Raw genomic sequence first — 23,487 nt, 5'->3', positions numbered from 1 at the left:
ATGTCCAAGACGCCCGCCTACGCCGCGCTCGGCGCGACCACGCCGCTCGTTCCATTCGCCATCGAGCGCCGCGAGCCCGGTCCGCACGAAGTCCTCATCGACATCCTCTACTGCGGCGTGTGCCACTCCGACATCCACCAGGCGCGCGACGGCTGGGGCGGCTCGGTGTTCCCGATGGTGCCGGGCCACGAGATCGTCGGCCGCGTGTCCAGGGTCGGCAGCGAAGTCGCCGCGTTCAAGATCGGCGATGCGGTCGGCGTGGGCTGCTTCGTCGATTCGTGCCGCACGTGTCCTTCGTGCGAAGCCGGCGAGCAGCAGTACTGCGATTTCGGCATGACCGGCACGTACAACAGTTTCGAGCGCGATCCTGGCGACCGTCGCCGCCAGGACCGCACCCGTCCGACCTACGGCGGCTATTCCACGCAGATCACGGTCGATGCGGGCTACGTGCTGCGTATCCCCGATTCCATCCCGCTCGACCGCGCCGCGCCGCTGTTGTGCGCGGGCATCACGACGTATTCGCCGCTGAAGCATTTCGGCGTCAAGGCGGGCGATCGCGTGGCGGTCGTCGGACTGGGCGGACTGGGCCACATGGCGGTGAAGCTGGCCGCGGCGATGGGCGCGCACGTCACGGTGCTGAGCACGTCCGAGTCCAAGCGCGCCGATGCGCTCGCGCTGGGCGCTCGGGATTTCGCTGCGACGCGCGATGGCGACGTGTTCAAGGCGCTCGCCGGCCGTTTCGATTACATCCTCGACACCGTCTCGGCCGAACACGACTACAACGCGTACCTCAACCTGCTCAAGCTCGACGGCACGATGGTGCTGCTCGGCCTGCCGGAAGCCCCGGAGCCGGTCGCCGCCGGTGTGCTGATCCGCAAGCGCCGGCGCCTGGCCGGCTCGATGATCGGCGGCATCGCGGAGACGCAGGAGATGCTGGATTTCTGCGCTGAGCATGGCGTGGCGTCGGACATCGAGCTGATCCGGATGGACCAGATCAACGAGGCGTACGAGCGGATGTTGAAGTCGGATGTGCGGTATCGGTTCGTGATCGATATCGACAGCCTGCGGCATGCGGCGGGGTGAGGCCGCGCGCTTGCGAGCCACTGGCTCTCGCGCGGCCGAACGCCCGGCCATGGATGGTCGGGCAGGGCGACGCGGAGCCGGTGCGTGGCGCCATGGCCGGGATGGCGGGATTGCCCGCGAAGACGGTGCTGCTCTTGTAGCCCGGGTAAGCGAAGCGCACCCGGGGTTGGAGAGGCGAACGCGCTCCCGGGTGCGCTTCGCTTACCCGGGCTACAAAGGCTACAAAGGCTACAAAGACTTCAAAGGCGGGCATTGTTTCCGCACCTCGCCGTCGCGTCCTTACGGCAACAACGAGAGCGATCAAAGCGGCCCCACCGCGCGGAAAGACACACGAATCCGGCCCCTGCCGCCCCAACCCCCGCGCGCCGTATAGTGCCGACCCCACCCGTCGGTTCACGCCATGTCCCCCTCCCGCAATCCGCAACAGGGCCGCGCCATGCTGACCATGCTGGTCGCGGTGGCGATGTTCGCGATGATGGACGCGGGGCTGAAGCAGCTGGCCACGCACTATCCGCCGTTCCAGGTGGCGTCGCTGCGCGGTGCGGCGTCCCTGCCGCTGGTGCTGGTGTGGGCGATCGCCACGGCCGGCATCGCGCCGCTGCTGCGCGTGCGCTGGTCGCTGCACCTGCTGCGCGGCGTGCTGGGCGTGGCGATGATGGCGACGTTCGTCTATGCCGTTGCCCGCTTGCCGCTGTCGACGACCTATTCGATCTTCTTCGTCGCGCCGCTGCTGATCACCGCGCTGTCGGTCCCGGTGCTCGGCGAGAAGGTCGGACCGCGGCGCTGGGCCGCCATCGTCGTCGGCCTCGTCGGCGTGATCATCCTGCTGCGCCCCACCGGCGAGGGCATGATCAGCCTGGCCGCGATCGCCGTGCTCGTCGCGGCGGTGATGTACGCCGTCAGCGCGATCACCGTGCGCGTGCTCGCGCGCACCGACAGTACGCAGTCGATGATGGTCTGGCTGATGGTGATGATCGCCGCCGGCGCGGGCGCGATGGCGTGGCCGGACTGGGTGGCGATCCGTCGCGAGGACCTGTGGCTGATCGCCGGCATCGGCGTGGCCGGCGCGCTGGGACAGTACGCGATCACCGAGGCGTTCCGCCTCGGCGAGGCGTCCGCGATCGCCCCGCTGGAATACACCGCGCTGGTATGGGGCGTGCTGTTCGACCTCACGTTCTGGGGCGTGTTGCCCGATGCGATCACCTGGATCGGCGCGGCGATCATCGTCGTCAGCGGCCTGTACCTGATCCGGCGCGAGAAGGTGCACGCGGAGGCGGAGCATCCCTGAGGGCGAGGAAAGCGTGGAGGGGAACGAGGAACGAGAGACAGCCAGGACGCCTCGTTCCCCGTTCCTCTAGACCCGTTCCTGGCGGTAAAGCTTCTGGCACCGCTCGCAGAAAAACGCCCGCCGCTGCGCGCGTCCCAGCTTCGCCCGGTACGTCAGTCGCTGGCCGTCGCGCGGGCAGAGCGTCTTCGTATGCACCTGGTAGTGCTTGCGCAGCACGTAGGCCTTTTTCCAGCGCAGGAAATCGAAGCTGTATTCGCGCGCCTGCGTCACCAGTTCGCCGAGCTTGCGCGAGGACAACGCACCCACCCGGCTCTCCGGATGCACGCGGATCCGGTGCAGCACCTCGTTCTTGATGATGTTGCCCACGCCGGAAAAGATCGTCTGGTCGAGCAGCGCGTCGGCGGCGAGCATCTCCGGCCGCGCGCGCAGTTTGCGTCGCGCCTGCTTCGGGTCCCAGGCGTCGGCCATGACGTCGGCACTCCAGTCGTAGACCGTGTCGAGGTCGCCTTCGATGTAGCGCAGCGAGCAGGCGTAGAAGTTCAGTTCGTCGCCATCGTCGAAGCGCAGGCTCATGCGCGGCGCGGCTTCGCGGCGTTCGTTGATGCGGTAGCTGCCGAACAGCATGAAATGCACGCGCATCGTGAACGCGGGAAAACGGATCAGGAAATGCTTGCCCCAACTGCACAGCGCGGTGATGCGTTCACCGCGCATGCGTTGCAGGTCCAGCCGGCTGTTGCCGGCGACCTGCGTCACCAGGCGCCCTTCGAACCCCGCCGCCTCCTCGCGCAGGATGACGATCGAGGGACCTTCGGGCACGGCGGATCAGCGTTCGGTGCTGGCCGAAAGCGCCGCGTTCAACGCCGCGTTGCCGTTCACCAGGTCGGCCCAGCGCAGCTCCTGGCCGTTGCGTCGGCCCTTCTCCACCAGCTTCAGGCCATCGCCGTCGATGGTCAGGGTGTAGGCGCGTTCCTCGATCTGGATCTCGCGACGAAGGGGCTTGTCGAGCTTCGTGGTCATGCGCAATTCCTCGCAGGGGTGAATTCCGGGGATCACCGCGACCCTACGGGGAGGCGGTTAGCGTGGCGTGAATACGTTCAGCGCGCGGTCGAGCTGTCCCCGCGCGCGCGTCGGCGACGTACCGCGGCCGACATGAAACGGGCCCCAAACGGGGCCCGTTTCGCCGTGCATGGAACGATGCGACGCGGGGCGCCTTAGAAGCGCGCGCCCAGGCCCACGCCGACGGTGACCGGGTTCAGTCCGGCCTTGCCGACGTTGGTGCCGTCGACGGTGACGTTCGGCTGGCCGGTGGTGTCGTGCATGTAGCGCACGTCGGCGCGGGCGAACCAGGTCGGGGTGATGTTGACGTCCACGCCGGCGGTGGCCATCGCGCCCTTGGCGGTTTCCACGCCGATGCGCTGGCCGGCGAGCGCGCCGGTCGGCTCGGCCTTCTCGCCGTCGGTGTTGGCTTCGAAGTAACCCAGGCCCACGAACGGACGCACGATGCTCTGGGTGTTGCCGAAGTGGTACTGGCCGCTCAGCGCGTAGGGCTGCGTGTCGACGCTGGCGATCTTGCCGTTGGGCGTGCGCACGCGGTTGCCGAACTTGTCGGCCGCGCCCCACGCCTCAATGGCGATGTTGTCGGTGACGTAGTAGTTCGCGCTCAGCGTGGCGGCGCCGTCGCCGTCGACGTTGGTGCGCGTGCCGTCGATCTGCGGGTTCTTGGTCGGCTCGGCCAGCGAGTAGCCGCCGACCACCGCGAAACGCTTGCCGCTGGTGTCCGGACCGGTGATCTCCTGCGCGAATGCGGCAGGCGCGATGGCGAGGGTGGCCACGACGGCCAGGGTCAAATGACGAAAGTGCTTCATGGAGACATCTCCTGTTATTGGATTCGTGCCTTGGGGGAGGCAGCCTTCGAAAGGCGCGGCCAACGTAGCGATCGGTCGATGAACCGTTCTTGCGTCGCGATCGCGCGATCACGGAACTTTCGCGATGCGGACGTCGCCGCGCGTTGCGCGCGTGCCTGCCATGGGCTGGATGAACCACGCTTGACCATGCCGCCCCGGCGTTGACGAACGCTCCACGCCACGGCTTTCCGACGAACGTGCGGGTGCGGTGGAGGACAGCGCGCCGCGCCCGAGGCAAGATGGCAAGCCACGGACCGGACGGGGAAGCGCTCCATGAATCGACTGTTAGCGTCGTGCGTGCTGTGCGCCGCGTGCGCGGCGAACATCGCGCCCGCGGCGGAGATCGAACTCGATGCGTCGTGCGACATCGACAGTGACTACGACCTGACCATCGACGAACGCAGCGTCATCCTCACGCGCGAGGCGGGTACGCCCCACGCGATCGTCATGCGCCAGGGCCGGCTGTTCGTCGACGACCGCTGGGTCGGGTTGAACGCCGCCGACCGCCAGCGCATCGCCGACTTCGAGAAGGGCGCGCGTGCGGCGATGCCCGAGGCGCAGGCCATCGGCCGCGACGCCGCCGACATCGCCTTCACCGTGCTGGGCGAGGTGGCGGCGGGTTTCGCCAGCGATCCGAAGCTCGTGCAGCAGAAACTGGATCGCGCGCGTGCGCAGATCGACGCACGGCTGGCGCGTTCGGTCACCGCGACCCGCTTCAACGGACGCGAGCTGGGCGACGGCATCGGCGAGGCGGTGGCCGAGGTGATCCCGAGCATGATCGGCGACATCGTGTCCGGCGCGATCGGCGCGGCCTTCAGCGGCGACGCGTCGCGGCTGAAGCGGCTGGAGGACCTCGACGCGCAGATCGACGCCCGTGTTGAACCGCGCGCCCGGGCGCTGGAGAAGCGTGCGCAGGCGTTGTGCGGGCGGCTGGCCGAACTCGACCGGATCGACGATGCGCTGGAATTCCGCCTGCCCGGCGGCCAGCCGCTGGGCCTGCTGGAGTCGCGCCGCGCGGACGGCGGCACGCCCGCCGCCGATGCCGCCGAACAGGCCGCCCGGGCGGAACCGGCCGGCGAAAGGACACGTTAGGTACTGGATACCGTGACGTACGGCCGGCGCGGTTGGCGCATGGGCCGGCAAACCGCACAATAGGGTTTTCGCGTCTGCGGGACCCCCCACACATGGCTGAGCTCAAAGAAGCACGCGTTCCCGACATCGGGAACTACGACGGCGTGCCGGTGATCGAATTGCTGGTCGCGGTCGGCGACACGGTGAAGCTGGACCAGGGACTGGTCACGCTGGAATCGGACAAGGCCACCATGGAGGTTCCGGCGCCGTTCGCCGGCGTCATCCGCGAGATCAAGGTCAAGATCGGCGACGAGCTGGCCGAAGGCAGCGTCGTGGCGCTGATCGAGCCGACCGACGGAGCGCCGGCCGCCGAAGTGCCGCAGCCCGCCGCCGCTCAGGCTCCGGCTCCGGCCAAGGCCGCCGCGCCCGCGCGTGCCGAGCCGGCCGCGCCGTCGCAGCAGGTCAAGACCGCCGAGACCGGTGCCAAGGTCGAGCCCGTCGTCGTGCCGCAGCAGCCCGACCGCATCGCCCAGGCCTCGATCGACGCCTCGCGTCCGGGCGTGGATCCGGAAGCGATGCCGCCGCGCAGCCCGCCGGTCACCTTCGACTCGGGCGAGTTGATGCCCGACAAGGTGCCCTACGCCAGCCCGGCAGTGCGCCTGTTCGCGCGCGAGCTCGGCGTGGACCTGTCGCACGTCGCCGGCAGCGAGCGCGGTGGCCGCATCAGCCGCGAGGATGTGCAGAAATTCGTGAAGTCGGTGATGGAAGGCGGCGCCGCGCCGTCGGCCGGTGCCGCGCCGGTCGCCGGTGGCGGCGGCCTCAACCTGCTGCCGTGGCCGAAGGTCGACTTCGCCAAGTTCGGCGAGATCGAAAGCAAGCCGCTGTCGCGCATCCAGAAGCTGTCCGGCGCGAACCTCGCGCGCAACTGGGCGATGATCCCGCACGTCACGCAGCACGACGATGCCGACATCACCGACCTGGAAGAGCTGCGCGTCGCGCTCAACAAGGAAAACGAGAAGAGCGGCGTCAAGCTCACCATGCTCGCCTTCCTGATGAAGGCGTCGGTCGCGGCGATGCAGAAGTACCCGACCTTCAACGCATCGCTCGATGGTTCCGGCGAGAACCTGGTGATGAAGAAGTACTTCCACATCGGCTTCGCCGCCGACACGCCGAACGGGCTGGTCGTGCCGGTCGTGCGCGACGTGGACAAGAAGGGCGTGCTGCAGATCGCCCAGGAAACCGCCGAACTCGCCAAGAAGGCGCGCGACGGCAAGCTGGGCCCGGCCGACATGAGCGGCGGCTGCTTCTCGATCAGCTCGCTGGGCGGCATCGGCGGTACCAAGTTCACCCCGATCGTGAATGCACCGGAAGTCGCGATCCTCGGCGTGTCGAAGTCGGCGATCCGTCCGGTGTGGGACGGCAAGCAGTTCGCGCCGCGCCTGATCCTGCCGCTGTCGCTGAGCTACGACCACCGCGTCATCGACGGCGCCGCCGCCGCGCGCTTCACCGCGTACCTGGCGCAGCTGCTGGCCGACATGCGGCGCGTGCTGCTGTGACGTTCCGCGCGCTGGGCCTGACGCTGGCGGCCTTCGCCGCCCTCGCGACGACGTCCGCCGCGCACGCCGACGAGGCGTGCGCGCTGGACCTCGGCCGCGGCTGGCCGCCGGCGACGGAGAACTACGGCACCGCCGTGGAGCAGCTGTTCTTCGGCGGCGACAAGCCCGTGCTCAGCCTGACCCGCCTGCCCGCGCGCAGCGCCGAAAGCGGCGTGCAGCTGTTCGCCGGCGAAGGCGAGGGCGACTGGCGCCTGCGCTACACGCAGGCCGACGAACGCATCGAAGTGTGGAGCGGCGGCAAGCGCGAACTGCGCATCGGCCAGCAGCCCGAGGTGATCGAAGTGCCGATGCCGGCCGCGCTCGCGCGTCGCGTCGTCGCCGACTGGCAGCGTGCGCTGAGCACGCAGGTCCCGGCCGATCGCACCGCGCAGTTCCACGAGGGCGAGGTGCTGCTGTTCGTCGTGGACGATGCGGCGGCCGGCGGGTCGCTGCGCGTCAGCGGCCTGCAGCCCGGCTGCGGCCCCACGGCCGAACTCATGGAACAGGTCGGCCTGCTGATCGAGGCCACCGACGATAGCGACGAGAAACGCTACAAGCGCTGGCGCGAGCTCGAGGAATCGCTCGACGAACTCGACGTGCAACTGGAACAGACGCTCGCCGGCGCCACCGGCTGAGCCGCAGGAGAACCCCACAATGGCGACCATTGAAGTCAAGGTGCCGGACATCGGCGACTACGACGGCGTACCGGTGATCGAGCTGCTCGTCGCCGTCGGCGATACGGTGAAGAAGGACCAGGGCCTGGTCACACTGGAATCGGACAAGGCGACGATGGAAGTCCCGTCGTCCGACGAAGGCGTGGTGAAGGAGATCAAGGTGAAGGTCGGCGACAAGGTCGCCGAGGGCGCCGTGATCGTCGTGCTGGAAGGCGCCGGCGAAGCCGCCGTGCCGAAGCCGGCCGAAGCCCCCGCGCCGGCCGCCGCCGCGCCGTCCCCCGAGCAGACGAAGCCGCCGGTCGCGCCGTCCCCGGCCGCGCCGCCGAGCGAGGCGCCCAAGCCCGCGCTCGGTACCGGTCGCAAGGCCGACATCGAATGCCGCGTGGTCGTGCTCGGCTCGGGTCCCGGCGGCTACACCGCCGCGTTCCGCGCGGCCGACCTCGGCCTCGATACCGTCATCGTCGAACGCTACGCCACGCTTGGCGGCGTTTGCCTCAACGTCGGCTGCATCCCGTCGAAGGCGCTGCTGCACGCGGCGGCGCTGATCGAGGAAGCCGCGCATTCGGCCGACATCGGCATCAGCTTCGGCAAGCCGAAGATCGACCTCGACAAGCTGCGCGACTTCAAGCAGAACAAGGTCGTGTCGCAGTTCACTAAGGGCCTGGCCGGCATGGCCAAGCAGCGCAAGGTGCGTTCGGTGCAGGGCGTCGGGAAATTCGTGTCGCCCAACGAACTGGAGATCACCGGCGACGACGGCAAGACGCAGCTGCTGCGTTTCGAGCAGTGCATCATCGCGGCCGGTTCGCAGGCGGTGAAGCTGCCGAACTTCCCGTGGGACGACCCGCGCATCATGGATTCCACCGATGCGCTGGAGCTGGCCGAAGTGCCGAAAAAGCTCCTCGTCGTCGGCGGCGGCATCATCGGCCTGGAAATGGCGACGGTGTATCGCGCGCTGGGCAGCGAAGTGACCGTCGTGGAATTCATGGACCAGCTGATGCCGGGCGCCGACAAGGACCTGGTGAAGCCGCTGGCCGATCGCCTGAAGAAGCAGGGCGTCGTCGTCCATCTCAAGACCAAGGCCGCGAAGGTCGAGGCCGCGAAGGGCGGCATCACCGTGTCGTTCGAAGCCGCCGACGCCGGCGCGACGCCCGCGCTGGAGAAGGGCACGTGGGATCGCGTGCTGGTCGCCGTGGGCCGCGCGCCGAACGGCAACAGGATCGACGCCGACAAGGCCGGCGTGCAGGTGACCGAGCGCGGCTTCATCCCGGTCGATCGCCAGATGCGCACCAACGTGCCGCACATCTTCGCCATCGGCGATCTCGTCGGACAGCCGATGCTCGCGCACAAGGCGACGCACGAGGGCAAGCTCGCGGCGGAAGTGATCGCCGGCGAGAAGCGCGAGTGGGTCGCGCGCGTGGTGCCGTCGGTGGCCTACACCGATCCCGAGATCGCGTGGGTCGGCGTCACCGAGACCGAAGCCAAGGCCAAGGGCCTGCACGTGGGCGTGGGCAAGTTCCCGTGGGCCGCGTCCGCCCGCGCGGTCGGCATCGGCCGTGGCGAGGGCTTCACCAAGCTGGTCTTCGACGAGAAGACGCATCGCGTCATCGGCGGCGGCATCGTCGGCGTGCACGCGGGCGACCTGATCAGCGAAGTGGCGCTGGCCATCGAGATGGGCGCCGAAGCCGGCGACATCGGCGCGACGATCCATCCGCACCCGACGCTCAGCGAAACGGTGGCGATGGCGGCCGAAGTCTACGAAGGCACGATCACCGACCTGTACATCCCGAAGAAGAAGTAGGTCGGGGTTCCAGGCGGCAGCAACGAAACAGGCGCGGAGTTCCGCGCCTGTTTCGCTTTGGTGCGTTGCAACTTCGATCAGAACGAGAACGACACCCCCGCGACCGGCCCCTTGAAGCGATGGTCGAGGCCGAGCGATCCATCGCGTCCGCCGCGACGCGCATCGAGCTTGAACCAGTCGTAGCCGACGAATGCGCCGAACACCGGCGTGAAGCGGTACTCCACCGCCGCGTTCGCGCGCGAGATGCTGCCGTCGTAGTCGCCGAAGTCGCCCCAGTCGGCGTCCAGGTACTGGCCCTGCAGGTTGATCAGCCACTTCTCGCCCGGCGCGAACGTGAACCGCGCACCGACCACGGGTGCGTAGCCGTCCTGCTGGTCGCGGTCTTCATACCGGTACGGGCCGGCTTCCGCGAGCAGGCGTCCGTCGAGCTTCGCCCATTCGGCGCCGATCTGCAGGCCCAGTTCGAAGGTATCGGTGTCCACCACCGCGTAGTCGTACATCAGGCTCGCCAGCGTGAACTCGGCTTCGGCACGCGCGAAGCTGCCCGCGGGGATCGTGACCTCGCCGAACGACAGGTCGCCATCGAGCGTGGTGGTGTTCTCCTTGTCGTACTGGAAGTAGTCGAATACCAGCCGCTGGCGTTCGCTGAAACGGAAGGTGCCGTCGATTCGCGGCGACACCTCGTTGCTGCCGAAATCGAATTCCTGGCTGTAGCGATAGTCCTGCCCCATGAACTGCGTGCGGGCGGTGAGTTCGCTGGACGCGTCGGCATCCATCACGCCGAGGCGAAGGGTGAAACGATCGTTCTGTTGCGCCTGCGCGGCGCTCGCGAAGAGCAGGGAAGACAGGCCCAATGCAAGGCCCAAATGCTTCAACTCCATCATCAGTCCACTCCATCGAAACGAATGCGAGTGGCTATGGAGCCGCAGGCGCGATGCAGCAGAAGTGAAAGTCGCCGCGTCGTGCGCGTCGATGCGGCGACGACGCGTTCGAGGGCATATGCGATCACATGCGGCTCACGCGCATCGCAGCGCGACTGCGCGATTCGCGATGGCCGGACAAGGCGAAGCCCCGGCGCGAGCCGGGGCTTCGGAGGGCCCACCGGGACTGCCGTTGACGAGGAGAGACCGTCGGCGGGCGATCGGTGGATGGGACCGGGGGACTCGGGAAAGGTTCCGCAACCGGTCGCGATGGGACGCCGGAAGCGGAACTGCGTCACAACGCGACGGCGCCGCTCGCAGCATCGGGTTGGCGCGCGGCCTGGCCGCGCGCTTCGATGCGCTTCCACACCTTCTCGTGGAAGTGGAACGCGACCGTGTTGCACGCCGGCTCGACCAGGGCCAGCGCACCGCCCACCCAGACGCTGCCGGTCATCAGGTAGCCGACGGTGAAGGCGACGCTGAAATGGACGGCGGCGAAACTGAAGGTCTTGGCCATGAGCGGGTCCTCAAATGAGAGTGGTTCTCATTATGCAGCTGCGGCCCTCGCGGTCCAATCGAATGTTCCAGCGGCGGCGATAGGTTGCGGCTATCGTTCAGGAAAATGTCGCAGTCGGGGCGAAACGTGGGGATTGGCCCGAAATCCGGCCTCCGTAACCCTCGCCGGTTGCCCGGACTTAAGGCGACCTTTATACTTTTGCGGCTCTACCGGGCGCTTTGCGCCTGCCCCAGACCGACGAGTCCCGCGTGCACGATCCCTTGTCCGCAGGCCGCCGGCTGGCGTCGCGCGCGGCTGCCTGGCAGGCCGCCGCGGCAGCGCTGGTCGCGCTGGCGTTCATCCCCCTCGGGGCGCCCATGGCGCTGGCGGCGGCGGTGGGCGGCGGCGCAGTCGTCGCGGGCGGGGTGGTGGCGGCCCTGATGGCCCTGGGCGGCGGCATCCAGCCGGCCGGCATGGCGATGGGGCGGCTGCTCGCCGGGGTGATGTTGAAGTGGGTGGTGGTGTTTGGAGTTTTAACCCTCGGCCTGGCCGGGTTCAAGCTGCCGCCATTGCCGATGCTGGTGGGAGTGCTCGCGGCGACGCTGGCATTCGTACTGGCCAATCTTTTGAAACGATAAGGTGTCTTTCGTGAGCGAACAGACCGGTTCGGGCGGCCTGAACGAATACATCCAGCATCACCTGCAGCAGAACACGATCGAAGTGTTCGGCGGCGCGTTCCATATCGACACCTGGGCGGTGTCGCTGGTGCTGGGTCTGATCTTCATCGGCTGGTTCGCGCTCTTCGCGCGCAAGGCCACCGCCGGCGTGCCGTCCAAGGGGCAGGCATTCGTCGAACTGATTCTGGAGTTCATCGACGGCCAGGTGAAGGACAGCTTCCACGGCGACCGCCGTTCGATCACGCCGCTGGCGCTGACGATCTTCGTCTGGGTCGTGCTGATGAACTGCATGGACCTGTTGCCGCTGGATGCACCGCATACGGCGATCACGCTCTTCGCAGGTGCGGAAACCGCTCACCACACGTATTTCCGCTGGGTCCCGACGGCCGACCTCAACACCACGCTGGCGATGTCGGTGGTGGTGTTCTTCCTGATCCTGGGTCATTCGATCAAGGCCAAGGGCGGCTTCGGCTTCGGCAAGGAACTGCTGACCGCGCCGTTCCACGCGCATGGCGCCGGTGCCAAGATCGCGCTGGCGCCGGCCAACCTCGGCCTCAACGTCATCGAGTACCTCGTCAAGCCGGTCAGCCTGGCGATGCGACTGTTCGGCAACATGTATGGCGGCGAGCTGGTCTTCATGCTGATCGCCGGCCTGCTGGGCGGCAGCATCCTCATGTTCATCCCGGGCGTGTTCTTCAACATCGCATGGGCGCTGTTCCACATCCTGATCGTGCTGCTGCAGGCCTTCATTTTCATGATCCTCACGGTCGTCTACATCGCCGGCGCGTACGAGAGTCACTGATTTCGCTTTACCGCTTCACCTTCCAAGCTTCACCTTCCTTAGTCGTCCAAACCAAAACGTTTCAGTAGGAGAAAACCATGGAATTCATCGCCAGTGTGCAGGGCCTGACCGCTATCGCGATCGGCATGATGGTCGGCCTCGGCGCGATCGGCGCGTGCCTCGGCATCGCGCTGATGGGCTCGAAGTTCCTTGAGTCGGCTGCCCGCCAGCCGGAACTGGTTCCGATGCTGCAGGGTCGCATGTTCCTGCTGGCCGGCCTGATCGACGCGGCGTTCATCATCGCGCTGGCCGTCGGCCTGCTGTTCGCCTTCGGCAATCCGCTGCTGGGCGCGCTGCAGACCGCTGCTGGCGCCTGATCCCGGGCCGCAAGCCGATCTATTGAGCCGTCCGAGACCCGGACGGCTCTCCCGGGCGTAAAGCCCGAAAAACCCGCGTTCCATCGGAGCTGTCATGAATCTCAACATGACCTTCTTCGGCCAGATGATCACGTTCATCGTGTTGATCTGGTTCACGATGAAGTTCATTTGGCCGCCGCTGAACAAGGCGATCGAAGAACGTCAACAAAAGATTGCCGAGGGCCTGGCTGCCGCCGAGCAGAGCCAGAAGAACCTCGCGCAGGCACAGCAGAGCGTCGACGCCGAGCTGCGTAGCGCGCGTACCAAGGCCAACGAGATCATCGAGCAGGCGCACCAGCGCGCCAATCAGATCATCGACCAGGCCAAGAACGACGCGATCGCCGAAGCCAACCGGCAGAAGTCGGCGGCCGAAGCCGAGATTGCGGCGGCATCGAACCGCGCCCGCGAGGAACTGCGCAAGCAGGTCTCCACGCTGGCCGTGACCGGCGCCGAAAAGCTGCTTAAGCGCGAAATCGACGCCAACGCCCACAAGGCGCTGCTCGACGAGCTGGCAGCCCAGCTTTGATCTGTGCACACGGCATCACCCAGGCTCGCTCGAGCGGAATGATCTGAAATGACCCAGGCCTTGACCCTCGCCCGTCCGTACGCACGTGCCGCCTTCGCGCTTTCGCGCGAGGGCGGTCGCACCGCTGCGTGGTCGCAGGCGCTCGCCTTCGCTTCGCGCGTGGCTGCCGATCCGCAGGCGCAGGCGCTGCTCGGCCACCCGCTGCTCAACCCCGCCGACGCGGTCGGCCTGCTTGCGCCGGACGGCGCCGATGAAGCCTTCACCCGCTTCCTCGGCCTGCTCGCCGACAACCGCCGCCTCGTGCTGCTGCCGGAAATCACCGGCCAGTTCGAAGAGCTGCGCGCCGAAGCCGAGCGCGTGGTCAAGGCGAAGGTCACCGCTGCGAGCGAGCTGCCGTCCGCCGAACTCGACGCCATCAAGGCCGCGCTGAAGAAGCGCTTCGGCCGAGAGGTCGAGATCGAGACGGCGGTCGATGCCTCGCTGATCGGCGGCGCGGTGATCGACGCGGGCGACGTGGTCATCGACGGCTCGCTGAAGGGCAAGCTCGAGCGCCTGCAGTCGACGCTGTCGCAATAACGAATTCATCTGCAATTCCGGTCTATGCCGGATCAAGGGACTCAACCCATGGCAACCACCACGCTCAACCCGTCCGAAATCAGTGAACTGATCAAGACCCGCATCGAGAAGGTCAAGCTGACCGCCGAAGCGCGCAACGAAGGCACCGTCACCTCGGTGTCGGACGGCATCGTGCGCATCTACGGCCTGGCCGACGTGATGCAGGGCGAAATGATCGAGCTGCCGAACAGCACCTACGCGCTGGCGCTGAACCTGGAGCGCGACTCGGTCGGCGCCGTGGTCCTGGGTGACTACGAGCACCTGCGCGAAGGCGACGTCGCCAAGACGACCGGCCGTATCCTCGAAGTGCCGGTGGGTCGCGAACTGCTCGGCCGCGTCGTGAACGCGCTGGGCGAGCCGATCGACGGCAAGGGCCCGATCGGCGCCTCGCAGACCGCTCCGGTGGAGCGCGTCGCCCCGGGCGTGATCTGGCGCAAGTCGGTCGACCAGCCGGTGCAGACCGGTTACAAGACCGTCGACGCGATGATCCCGATCGGCCGCGGCCAGCGCGAGCTGGTCATCGGCGACCGCCAGACCGGCAAGACCGCCCTGGCCATCGACGCGGTGATCAACCAGAAGGGCACGGGCATCAAGTGCGTGTACGTGGCGATCGGCCAGAAGGCCTCGACCGTCGCGAACATCGTGCGTCGCCTGGAAGAGAACGGCGCGCTGGCGCACACGATCGTCGTCGCCGCCACGGCGTCCGAATCGGCCGCCATGCAGTACATCTCGGCCTACTCGGGCTGCACGATGGGCGAGTTCTTCATGGACCGCGGCGAAGATGCGCTGATCGTGTACGACGACCTGTCCAAGCAGGCCGTCGCCTACCGCCAGATCTCGCTGCTGCTCAAGCGCCCGCCGGGTCGCGAAGCCTACCCGGGCGACGTGTTCTACCTGCACAGCCGCCTGCTCGAGCGCGCCGCGCGCGTGTCCGAGGAGTACGTCGAGAAGTTCACCAACGGCGAAGTGAAGGGCAAGACCGGTTCGCTGACCGCGCTGCCGATCATCGAAACGCAGGCCGGCGACGTGTCCGCGTTCGTGCCGACCAACGTGATCTCGATCACCGACGGCCAGATCTTCCTGGAAACCGACCTGTTCAACGCCGGCATCCGCCCGGCCGTGAACGCCGGTATCTCGGTGTCGCGCGTCGGTGGTGCGGCCCAGACCAAGATCATCAAGAAGCTGTCGGGCGGCATCCGCATCGCGCTCGCCCAGTACCGTGAGCTGGCTGCGTTCGCGCAGTTCGCCTCCGACCTGGACGAAGCCACCCGCAAGCAGCTCGAGCGCGGCCAGCGCGTCACCGAGCTGATGAAGCAGAAGCAGTACGCGCCGATGTCGATCGCGCTGCAGGCCCTGTCGATCTACGCCGTCAACGAGGGCTACCTCGACGACGTGCCGGTCAACAAGATCCTGGCGTTCGAAGAGGGTCTGCACGCCCACTTCGTCAACACGCAGGGCGAGCTGGTCAAGACGATCAACAGCACCGGCAACTGGAACGACGAGATCGAGGCGACCTTCAAGAAGGGCATCGCCGAGTTCAAGCAGACCGGCACCTGGTGAAGCCGTGATTCGTGATTCGGGATTGGTGATTCGCAAAAGCAGCACGCGGATCGCCAACCATACGAATCACGAATGACTAATCACGAATCACGAGCGAGCAGAGCGAGCGACAGATGGCAGGCGGACGCGAAATCAAATCCAAGATCAAGAGCGTGCAGAACACCCGCAAGGTGACGCGCGCGCTCGAGATGGTCTCGGCTTCCAAGATCCGCAAGGCGCAGGAACGCATGAAGGTCTCGCGTCCGTATGCGCGCGTGATGAAGCAGGTGATCGGCCACCTGGCGCAGGCCAACTCCGATTACCAGCATCCGTACCTGGTCGAGCGCCAGGACGTGAAGCGCGTCGGCTACATCATCGTGTCGTCGGACCGCGGCCTCGCCGGTGGCCTGAACAACAACCTGTTCCGCAAGCTGCTCGGCGAGTTCCGCAAGTGGCACGAGCAGGGCGTCGAGATCGACGTCGTCACCATCGGCCAGAAGGCCTCGGTGTTCTTCCGTCGCATCAAGGTCAACATGGTCGGTTCGGTCACCCACCTGGGCGACCAGCCGAAGCTGGAAGACCTGGTCGGCGTGGTCAAGGTGATGCTGGACGGCTACAGCAGCGGCAACCTCGACCGCGTGTTCGTCTGCTACAACGACTTCGTCAACACGATGACCCAGCGTGCGGCGTTCGACCAACTGCTGCCGCTGCCGCCGGCGGAGACGCAGGTCGCCAAGCACGACTGGGACTACATCTACGAACCCGATGCGGCGACCGTGCTCGACCACGTGCTCAACCGCTACGTCGAGTCGCTGGTGTACCAGGCGGTGCTGGAGAACGTCGCGTCCGAGCATGCCGCGCGCATGGTCGCGATGAAGGCCGCCTCCGACAACGCCACCAAGCTGATCGGCACGCTGAACCTGGTCTACAACAAGGCCCGCCAGGCTGCGATCACGCAGGAAATCTCGGAAATCGTCGGCGGCGCCGCGGCGGTGTAAGGCGGTGATTGGTGATTCGGGATTGGTGATTCGTTAGAAGCAGCGTTTCGCGCTCGACCGAATCACGAATCACCAATCACGAATCACAACGAATCAATCGGGCGACGCAAGCCGCCGAAACGAACAAAGTTAATCGGAGCAACCACAATGAGTCAGGGCAAGATCGTTCAGATCATCGGCGCCGTCGTCGACGTCGAGTTCCCGCGCGAGTCCGTGCCGAAGGTGTACGACGCGCTGAAGGTCGACAACACCGCCATCACGCTCGAAGTCCAGCAGCAGCTCGGTGACGGCGTCGTCCGCACCATCGCCCTGGGCTCCACCGACGGCCTGAAGCGCAACCTGGTCGCCACCAACACCGGCCGCGCGATCGCGGTGCCGGTCGGCGCCGGCACGCTCGGCCGCATCATGGACGTGCTGGGCAACGCCATCGACGAAGCCGGCCCGGTGCAGGCGGCCGATCATTGGGAAATCCACCGCGCGGCCCCGACGTACGAAGACCAGTCCTCGGCCAACGAGCTGCTGGAAACCGGCATCAAGGTCATCGACCTGATGTGCCCGTTCGCGAAGGGCGGCAAGGTCGGCCTGTTCGGCGGCGCCGGCGTCGGCAAGACCGTCAACATGATGGAACTGATCAACAACATCGCCAAGGCGCACTCGGGTCTGTCCGTGTTCGCCGGCGTGGGCGAGCGTACCCGCGAGGGCAACGACTTCTACCACGAGATGAAGGACTCCAACGTCCTCGACAAGGTGGCGATGGTGTACGGCCAGATGAACGAGCCGCCGGGTAACCGCCTGCGCGTCGCGCTGACCGGCCTGACGATGGCCGAGTACTTCCGCGACGAGAAGGACGCCTCGGGCAAGGGCCGTGACGTGCTGCTGTTCGTCGACAACATCTACCGCTACACGCTGGCCGGTACCGAAGTGTCGGCACTGCTGGGCCGCATGCCGTCGGCGGTGGGTTACCAGCCGACGCTGGCCGAGGAAATGGGCGTCCTGCAGGAGCGCATCACCTCGACCAAGACCGGTTCGATCACCTCGATCCAGGCCGTGTACGTTCCCGCGGACGACCTGACCGACCCGTCGCCGGCGACCACCTTCGCCCACCTCGACGCCACCGTCGTGCTGTCGCGAAACATCGCCTCGCTGGGTATCTACCCGGCCGTGGACCCGCTCGACTCCACCTCGCGCCAGCTCGATCCGAACGTGATCGGCCTGGAGCACTACGAGGTCGCGCGCAAGGTCCAGTCGACGCTCCAGAAGTACAAGGAACTGAAGGACATCATCGCGATCCTGGGCATGGACGAGCTGTCGGAAGAAGACAAGCAGGCCGTGTCGCGCGCCCGCAAGATCGAGCGCTTCTTCTCGCAGCCGTTCCACGTGGCCGAAGTCTTCACCGGTTCGCCGGGCAAGTACGTGTCGCTGAAGGACACCATCCGCGGCTTCAAGGGCATCGTGGAAGGCGAGTACGACCACCTGCCCGAGCAGGCGTTCTACATGGTCGGCGGCATCGAGGAAGCGGTCGAGAAGGCCAAGAAGATCACCGGTTGATCGGTTGATCTTGTTCCCTCTCCCATCGCAGCACTGAACGGTGCGCGAAGGTGAGAGGGTCAGGGTGGAGGCTCCGCTTCCGCCCTCACCCCAACCCTCTCCCGCAGGCGGGAGAGGGGGACGCAGAAGAAAGGCACGTTCTCCATGGCATCCACGATTCGTTGTGACATCGTCAGCGCCGAGCAGGAAATCTTCCACGGCGACGCCGAGCTGGTGGTCGCCACCGGTGAGATCGGCGAGCTCGGCATCGCGCCGAAGCACGCGCCGCTGATCACCCGCCTGAAGCCGGGCAAGGTCGTGGTGACCCTGCCCGGTGGCGAGCAGCTGGACTTCGCGATCTCGGGCGGCATCCTCGAGGTGCAGCCGACGGTCGTCACCGTGCTGGCCGACACCGCCGTGCGCGCGCAGGACATCGACGAAGCCGCCGTCCGCGCCGCGAAGGAAGAAGCCGAGCGGATCCTGTCGAAGAAGGATCCGAAGATGAGCATGGAAGAAGCCCAGGCCCAGCTGGCCATGAGCATCGCCCAGCTCAGCGCGCTGGAGCGTTTGCGCAAGAACATGAAGCACTGAAGGACGGGATTGGGGATTCGGAACAACGAACTCCCTTCACCGCGGACAAGGCGACGGCGACCCCGTCGCCTTTGTCGTTTCTGGGCCCCGGCAACTCACGGAGCCGCGTACGCTCTTCCCGAATCCCGAATCCCGAATCCCGAATCCCGAATCCCGAATCCCGAATCCCGAATCCCGAATCCCGAATCCCGAATCCCGAATCCCGAATCCCGAATCCCGAGTCCCGAGTCCCGAGTCCCGAGTCCCGAGTCCCGAGTCCCGAGTCCCGAGTCCCGAGTCCCGAGTCCCGAGTCCCCAGCAGGGGAGCCAAGGTCGCGTACATGCAAGATAATGCGCCGAACTTTCACCGAACCATCACGATGGATACCCCCGTTCGAGTCGCGGTCGTCGTTCCCTGCTACAACGAGGCCACGACGATCGCCAAGGTCGTGACGGATTTCCGCGCGGCGTTGCCGGATGCCACCGTGCACGTCTTCGACAACGCGAGCACGGACTTGACGGCCGCCACGGCCGAAGCGGCCGGCGCGCGCGTGACCCGCGTTCCCATGAAGGGCAAGGGCAACGTCGTGCGCGCGATGTTCCGCGAAGTCGATGCCGACATCCTGCTGATGGTCGATGGCGACGATACCTATCCCGCGGCCCATGCGCGCGAACTGCTCGCGCCGGTCATCGCCGGCTCGGCGGACATGGTGGTCGGCACCCGCCTGGAGCAGCATCACGATGGCGCGTTCCGGCGATTCCACGGATTCGGCAACCGGCTCGTGCGCGGCGTGATCACGCGACTGTTCGGTTACGGGATCTCCGACGCGCTGTCGGGCTATCGCGCGTTCAACCGCCGGTTCGTGCGATCCATGCCGGTGCTGTCGCAGGGCTTCGAGATCGAGACGGAAATGACCGTCTTCGCGCTCGCCAACGGCATGACCGTCCGCGAGATCCCCGTCCCTTACGGCGCGCGGCCCGTCGGCAGCCATTCGAAACTCCACACCTTCCGCGACGGCTACCGGGTGCTGCGCACCATCGCGTTCCTGTACAAGGATTACCGCCCGCTGCGGTTCTTCGGATGGCTCGCGCTGCTGTGCCTGCTGGGCGGTATGGCCGCCGGCTCCATCGTCATCGGCGAATTCGCCACCACCGGGAAGGTCACGCATCCTTCCACGGCGGTCCTGGCGGCGGCTCTGGTGCTTTCGGCGTTGCTGTCGGTTGCCACCGGCCTGATTCTCGATACCGTGAATCGCAGGAGCCAGGAGCTGATGCGCCTGCTGGCAGACCAGGTGGTGCATGCCATCCGCAAGTAAGGATGCTGGCCGGAAGATTCACCAGAACAACTGCTGCGCCGGGCAGAAAATCTTCCCGGGCTGAGGCGTGGGGCTGCCAACACAAGCGTGGTGAGCTCGGCGTTCATAGCGCGTGTCAAAGCACGCGCGCAGCTGATTGCGCACTGTCCGTGCGCGGGAGCGTCGTGCAACGTCGCGAAGCAGGGAACGTTCCCGCACAATGCCCAACGACGGGCGCCGGATCGTGTCCGGTCCGGCGCATGACTTCAATCGCCCAGCAGTCGATGCAGCGGCTGCCTGGGTTCCGACGCGATGTCGAAATTGAGCCACGACAGGATCAGCTGGCTACCCAGGATCAGGGGCAGGGCCGCCAGCATCACGGTGCCCGCGGTGGATACCTCTCCCAACGCGATCGAACGGCACCACGCGATCGCTCCGAAGATGACACCAAAGGCCAGCATCGGTATGCCGACCAGCAGCTCCAATGACGCCACCGAGAAACCGCGAACGAAGTAGCTGTAGATGAGGCGACGGAAAGCGTTGCGCGAATGTCCTGCAAGAAAAGGACCAATCACGCGCATCGGGCGCAGGCTCGAAGGCTCGCCTTCGTAACGTGCGGACATGGGCATCTCCGCCACGACAGCGCGAACCTGATTGAGCTGGTACAGCATGTCCGACTCGAAAAAGTAACGTCTGGCCACGCGGTCCAGCGGAATCTCGGACACCACCTTGCGATGGATCGCCGTGAAGCCATTGGTCGGGTCGAACAGCTGCCAGTAGCCGCTGGACAGCTTGGTCATGAAGGACAACACCGCGTTGCCGATCAGGCGGACGGCCGGCATTGCGGCCACGTCGGCAATATGGTGGAAGCGATTGCCTTTGGTGTAGTCCGCGCGCCCGGCGAGGATCGGCGCCGCCAACCGGTCGATCATGGCCGGATCCATCTGCCCGTCGCCGTCGATCTTCACGATGGCCACCGCGTCGCTTTCCAGTGCCGCCGTGTAGCCGGTGATCACCGCGCCGCCCACGCCCTGGTTCTTCTCGTGATACAGGACGGTGACCCGTGGGTCACGGCATTCGCGTTCGACCAGTCGTCCGGTGGACAACGGGCACTGGTCATCCACGACGTAGATCCATCCCGCTTCCGGCCCGATGCCGGCGATCACATCGAGGACCAGGGCACCGACGCCGTAGCACGGAATCACGACGGCAAGGCGAGGCGGAGTTCGTTCATTCATGGGCGTTTCCGTCCTGCTGTTTGCGCACGAATAGCGAAGCAATGGATTGGCGGAGCCCGCTCGCGAGATCCCGATCGCGGGCGACATCGGAAGCCGGGATCGTGGCGGCGCGAATCAGGGAGAAACGCATGGGCTTGGTTGGCGAAGCGGTCACCACGAACTCCTTGACCGGTTCGTTCAGCGTGAGCGCGTTCTCGATGCTGGCCACTTCCGAAGTCGTGCAGGTGGCCCAGCGCGACTCCAGATGCGTTTCGCCGGGGCGGTCCGCGTAACGCGCCGACCAGGAGACGATGATCGGGACGTTCACCTGGTCGCAGTGCATGGAAATGCTGGAATCGAACCGTCGAACGTCGCCCGACACCGGATAGCGGACCTTGATGTACTCGGGCTTCTCGACAGTCGTGGCGGCCGGCAGCGAGATACCGGCTATCTCCCAGATTTCATAATTGCCCACGCTCGACACCTGGCGGCTCTCGCTGGAGCGCAGGGCCGCGCTCAACGCCGGACTCGGCCTCTGCGTGTCGACCACCACGACTTCCACGCCGAAGTCCGAGAGCAACTTTCGCCATGCCTTGCCGGTCGGATCCGAATCGGCGGCGGCGGCAAGTCCTCTGAGACGCCAGTCGTACCAGGCTGTCGTGTACGCGGTCCCCGCCAGTTCGGCGTTGCCGTGCGAAATCACATTGTGGAAGAGGGCCTGCTTGCTGCCGTGGTACAGATCCCGAACGCGGGCCGCGACCTCACGCTGCGGAACGAACTTCCGCAACGCCTCCCTGCTGCCTTCGAGCAGGAACACATGCAGCATCCCGCCGTGGATCTGCCAGTAACCCGTGGAAAGCAGGCTCAGGTTCAGAACGACGATCGCGCCGACAGCTGCCAGCGTCTGCCTGCGCAGCTCAAGCTGGTTCAAGCCGGCCATCGCGACGGGCACCAGCAGTGCGAAGGACGGATGGACGTAGCGCACGTACTGGATCTGGAAGAAAACCAGCAGGAAGCAGCCCAGGCCCACCAGAGCCAACGCACGCGCGCGACGTCGGAGCAGCGCAAGCAGGGTGCCGGCGAAGATCAGCAGGAGCGCCATTCCGGATGCGCCGTCCTTGGCGCTCAGGTAGCGCGTGGTATGGAACGTCAGGTCCCAGGGCGTCCTCCAGTTCACACCGGCATCCCACAGCTCGTCCTTCCAGTTGATCGGCTGGAAGTAGGGCGACTGGAAGATGCCGTTGAGGAAGGGCAGGGTGGGATTGCCGGTGAGCAGGTATGCGTAGAAGTAGCTCGATGCGGCAACGAGGAGACCCAGCGCGCTGGCCGGCAGCAGCCACTTCCACGGCAGCCCGCGACCGGCTCTGGCCACCAGCCAGACGCCCATCGGAATCAGCAACAGTGCATTGGACAGTTTCAGCGCCAGCAGCAGGCCGGCGAGTACGGCAATCAGGCAGAGCCGCTTTCGGCCGTAGACGGCAGGCCTGCCGATCGCGATGGCGAGCCCGAGCAGCGTGGCCGTCGTGGCCGTCTCCGTCTGCATGCCCGCCAGCAGGGAACTCGACATGGGGAACGTGACGTAAAGCGCGATCGCCATCCAGCGCAGTGCGGAGGGCAGTCCAAGCAGGAGGCCGAGCTGCCAGAGCGCTCCGCAGATGAGCAGCAACCAGATGCCGTTGACGGCGCCGCGCGCCTCGCTCCCCGCGAGCAGCTGCGCAATCGCATGCACCACATCGCTCGCCCACGGCGCCACGGCCCAGAGCGAATCGCCCGCGGCCATGCGGTAGTAGCCCAGTTCCTGCAGTTGCCACGGCAGCGCCAGGTGGTAGCTGACGTCGTCGGACTGCGCGGTGGGCAACCAGGCGGCGGTCGATGCGATGCCCACGCAGGTGATCGCGACGAACGCGGCCACAGGGGCCTGGTCGATGGCGGAAACGAACCGGCTACCGAGCGGTCGTACCGCGGACACGATCGCCCGGCGTCGCAAGGAGATGACGAGCGCGGCGACGAGGAAATACACCGAAGGACGATGGATCGGAAACGGCAGCAGCCAGCCGACCGCCGCGCAGATGATGCCAAGGCCGGCAAGCAGTGCGAGCTCCGCACGGGCAGGCTCGTCGTCGGCCACGAGCAACGTACCCAGGCCGAGGGCCACGGCCGCGATGACGAGGGCTGCCGCCGTCGGCCCGAGTCCGGCGAAACACGCCAGCGCCACGAGCCACGCCCCGGCAGCCGTCGCGACGAACCGGCGTCGCTGCACCATCCACACCAGGCCCGTGATGGTGGTGATCGCAGCAGCGATGAGGGCATAGTCCACCACGGTGAATACCGCGACGTTGCGCCACGTCGAATGGAAAAGGAAGCCAAAAACCGTCAGTAGCGGTGTGACCCACAGGATCAGCTGCCGCACGGACGACGGCAGCGACAACGTTCGGGGAACTGCGTCCATGCACTCTGCGCCTAGGGAAATCGGCCTAGTCTATCTGCGAAAAAAGAC

General features: G+C 66.5%; 23 protein-coding genes. 16 read left to right on the top strand and 7 right to left on the bottom strand.

Annotation, left to right across the window (positions count from 1 at the left end; genetic code table 11):
• Complete coding sequence (locus AC3ANK_RS16895; RefSeq protein ID WP_484171558.1) at positions 1–1,083, top strand: NAD(P)-dependent alcohol dehydrogenase; 1,083 nt, start codon at positions 1–3, stop codon at positions 1,081–1,083.
• 400 nt (positions 1,084–1,483) lie between these two features.
• Positions 1,484–2,371 (top strand): DMT family transporter, encoded by an 888-nt coding sequence (locus AC3ANK_RS16890; protein ID WP_206862287.1) that lies wholly within the window; start codon positions 1,484–1,486, stop codon positions 2,369–2,371.
• 66 nt (positions 2,372–2,437) lie between these two features.
• Here the strand turns inward: AC3ANK_RS16890 and AC3ANK_RS16885 are convergent, their stop codons facing one another.
• From AC3ANK_RS16885 to AC3ANK_RS16875, 3 genes are all read right to left on the bottom strand, one after another.
• Positions 2,438–3,187, bottom strand: a complete 750-nt coding sequence (locus AC3ANK_RS16885) for a DNA-formamidopyrimidine glycosylase family protein (RefSeq protein ID WP_206862286.1) — start codon at positions 3,185–3,187, stop codon at positions 2,438–2,440.
• Between the two features lie 6 nt (positions 3,188–3,193).
• Entirely contained in the window at positions 3,194–3,388 is a 195-nt protein-coding gene (locus tag AC3ANK_RS16880; protein ID WP_206862285.1) for a hypothetical protein, read from the bottom strand.
• A gap of 194 nt (positions 3,389–3,582) precedes the next feature.
• On the bottom strand, positions 3,583–4,236 hold the full coding sequence (locus AC3ANK_RS16875; protein WP_206862284.1) for an OmpW/AlkL family protein: 654 nt from the start codon (positions 4,234–4,236) through the stop codon (positions 3,583–3,585).
• Positions 4,237–4,548: 312 nt separating this feature from the next.
• Between AC3ANK_RS16875 and AC3ANK_RS16870 the strand changes: the two genes are divergently transcribed.
• The 4 genes from AC3ANK_RS16870 to lpdA all read left to right on the top strand — a co-directional run bounded on the left by AC3ANK_RS16870 (position 4,549) and on the right by lpdA (position 9,413).
• A complete protein-coding gene (locus tag AC3ANK_RS16870) occupies positions 4,549–5,367 on the top strand; it encodes a DUF2884 family protein (protein ID WP_206862283.1) in 819 nt (272 codons plus the stop codon).
• Between the two features lie 92 nt (positions 5,368–5,459).
• On the top strand, positions 5,460–6,902 hold the full coding sequence (locus AC3ANK_RS16865) for a dihydrolipoyllysine-residue acetyltransferase (RefSeq protein ID WP_206862282.1): 1,443 nt from the start codon (positions 5,460–5,462) through the stop codon (positions 6,900–6,902).
• Positions 6,899–7,576, top strand: coding sequence for a hypothetical protein (locus AC3ANK_RS16860; RefSeq protein WP_320415214.1), 678 nt, complete (start codon positions 6,899–6,901; stop codon positions 7,574–7,576). Before AC3ANK_RS16865 ends, AC3ANK_RS16860 begins: the two co-directional genes overlap by 4 nt.
• A 19-nt stretch (positions 7,577–7,595) precedes the next feature.
• The gene (gene lpdA, locus AC3ANK_RS16855; RefSeq protein WP_206862281.1) at positions 7,596–9,413 is read left to right on the top strand and encodes a dihydrolipoyl dehydrogenase; all 1,818 of its coding nucleotides are present in this window, start codon (positions 7,596–7,598) and stop codon (positions 9,411–9,413) included.
• 77 nt (positions 9,414–9,490) lie between these two features.
• On the opposite strand, the gene AC3ANK_RS16850 is transcribed toward lpdA, so the two are convergent.
• Together AC3ANK_RS16850 and AC3ANK_RS16845 are read right to left on the bottom strand one after the other, a co-directional pair.
• Positions 9,491–10,297 (bottom strand): YfaZ family protein, encoded by an 807-nt coding sequence (locus tag AC3ANK_RS16850; protein ID WP_425492609.1) that lies wholly within the window; start codon positions 10,295–10,297, stop codon positions 9,491–9,493.
• Between the two features lie 331 nt (positions 10,298–10,628).
• The gene (locus AC3ANK_RS16845) at positions 10,629–10,850 is read right to left on the bottom strand and encodes a DUF2061 domain-containing protein (RefSeq protein ID WP_484171557.1); all 222 of its coding nucleotides are present in this window, start codon (positions 10,848–10,850) and stop codon (positions 10,629–10,631) included.
• A 248-nt stretch (positions 10,851–11,098) separates the two neighbouring features.
• Between AC3ANK_RS16845 and AC3ANK_RS16840 the strand changes: the two genes are divergently transcribed.
• The 10 genes from AC3ANK_RS16840 to AC3ANK_RS16795 all read left to right on the top strand — a co-directional run bounded on the left by AC3ANK_RS16840 (position 11,099) and on the right by AC3ANK_RS16795 (position 19,794).
• Positions 11,099–11,467: a hypothetical protein gene (locus tag AC3ANK_RS16840; protein ID WP_206862279.1), complete on the top strand. Its 369-nt coding sequence runs from the start codon at positions 11,099–11,101 to the stop codon at positions 11,465–11,467.
• 10 nt (positions 11,468–11,477) lie between these two features.
• The gene (gene atpB / locus AC3ANK_RS16835) at positions 11,478–12,308 is read left to right on the top strand and encodes a F0F1 ATP synthase subunit A (protein WP_206862278.1); all 831 of its coding nucleotides are present in this window, start codon (positions 11,478–11,480) and stop codon (positions 12,306–12,308) included.
• A 77-nt stretch (positions 12,309–12,385) separates the two neighbouring features.
• Complete coding sequence (gene atpE / locus AC3ANK_RS16830) at positions 12,386–12,664, top strand: F0F1 ATP synthase subunit C (protein ID WP_115841924.1); 279 nt, start codon at positions 12,386–12,388, stop codon at positions 12,662–12,664.
• 94 nt (positions 12,665–12,758) lie between these two features.
• The gene (locus AC3ANK_RS16825) at positions 12,759–13,229 is read left to right on the top strand and encodes a F0F1 ATP synthase subunit B (protein ID WP_206862277.1); all 471 of its coding nucleotides are present in this window, start codon (positions 12,759–12,761) and stop codon (positions 13,227–13,229) included.
• Between the two features lie 48 nt (positions 13,230–13,277).
• Positions 13,278–13,805, top strand: a complete 528-nt coding sequence (locus tag AC3ANK_RS16820; RefSeq protein WP_115841922.1) for a F0F1 ATP synthase subunit delta — start codon at positions 13,278–13,280, stop codon at positions 13,803–13,805.
• A gap of 48 nt (positions 13,806–13,853) precedes the next feature.
• On the top strand, positions 13,854–15,404 hold the full coding sequence (gene atpA / locus AC3ANK_RS16815; protein ID WP_115841921.1) for a F0F1 ATP synthase subunit alpha: 1,551 nt from the start codon (positions 13,854–13,856) through the stop codon (positions 15,402–15,404).
• 113 nt (positions 15,405–15,517) lie between these two features.
• Positions 15,518–16,381, top strand: a complete 864-nt coding sequence (gene atpG, locus AC3ANK_RS16810; RefSeq protein ID WP_206862276.1) for a F0F1 ATP synthase subunit gamma — start codon at positions 15,518–15,520, stop codon at positions 16,379–16,381.
• Positions 16,382–16,528: 147 nt separating this feature from the next.
• A complete protein-coding gene (gene atpD, locus AC3ANK_RS16805; RefSeq protein WP_115841919.1) occupies positions 16,529–17,929 on the top strand; it encodes a F0F1 ATP synthase subunit beta in 1,401 nt (466 codons plus the stop codon).
• A gap of 144 nt (positions 17,930–18,073) precedes the next feature.
• Positions 18,074–18,499, top strand: coding sequence for a F0F1 ATP synthase subunit epsilon (locus AC3ANK_RS16800; RefSeq protein ID WP_206862275.1), 426 nt, complete (start codon positions 18,074–18,076; stop codon positions 18,497–18,499).
• Positions 18,500–18,858: 359 nt separating this feature from the next.
• Positions 18,859–19,794: a glycosyltransferase gene (locus AC3ANK_RS16795; protein ID WP_206862274.1), complete on the top strand. Its 936-nt coding sequence runs from the start codon at positions 18,859–18,861 to the stop codon at positions 19,792–19,794.
• A 245-nt stretch (positions 19,795–20,039) separates the two neighbouring features.
• Here the strand turns inward: AC3ANK_RS16795 and AC3ANK_RS16790 are convergent, their stop codons facing one another.
• Both AC3ANK_RS16790 and AC3ANK_RS16785 read right to left on the bottom strand, forming a co-directional pair.
• Positions 20,040–21,011 (bottom strand): glycosyltransferase family 2 protein, encoded by a 972-nt coding sequence (locus AC3ANK_RS16790; protein ID WP_206862273.1) that lies wholly within the window; start codon positions 21,009–21,011, stop codon positions 20,040–20,042.
• Positions 21,004–23,439 (bottom strand): hypothetical protein, encoded by a 2,436-nt coding sequence (locus AC3ANK_RS16785; RefSeq protein ID WP_206862272.1) that lies wholly within the window; start codon positions 23,437–23,439, stop codon positions 21,004–21,006. Before AC3ANK_RS16785 ends, AC3ANK_RS16790 begins: the two co-directional genes overlap by 8 nt.
• Positions 23,440–23,487 lie beyond the last annotated feature (48 nt).

The organism is Lysobacter sp. SCRH-1R (genome assembly GCF_057747855.1).
The sequence above is the reverse complement of the archived record's forward strand: the minus strand, read 5'-3'. Positions and strand labels throughout refer to the sequence as shown.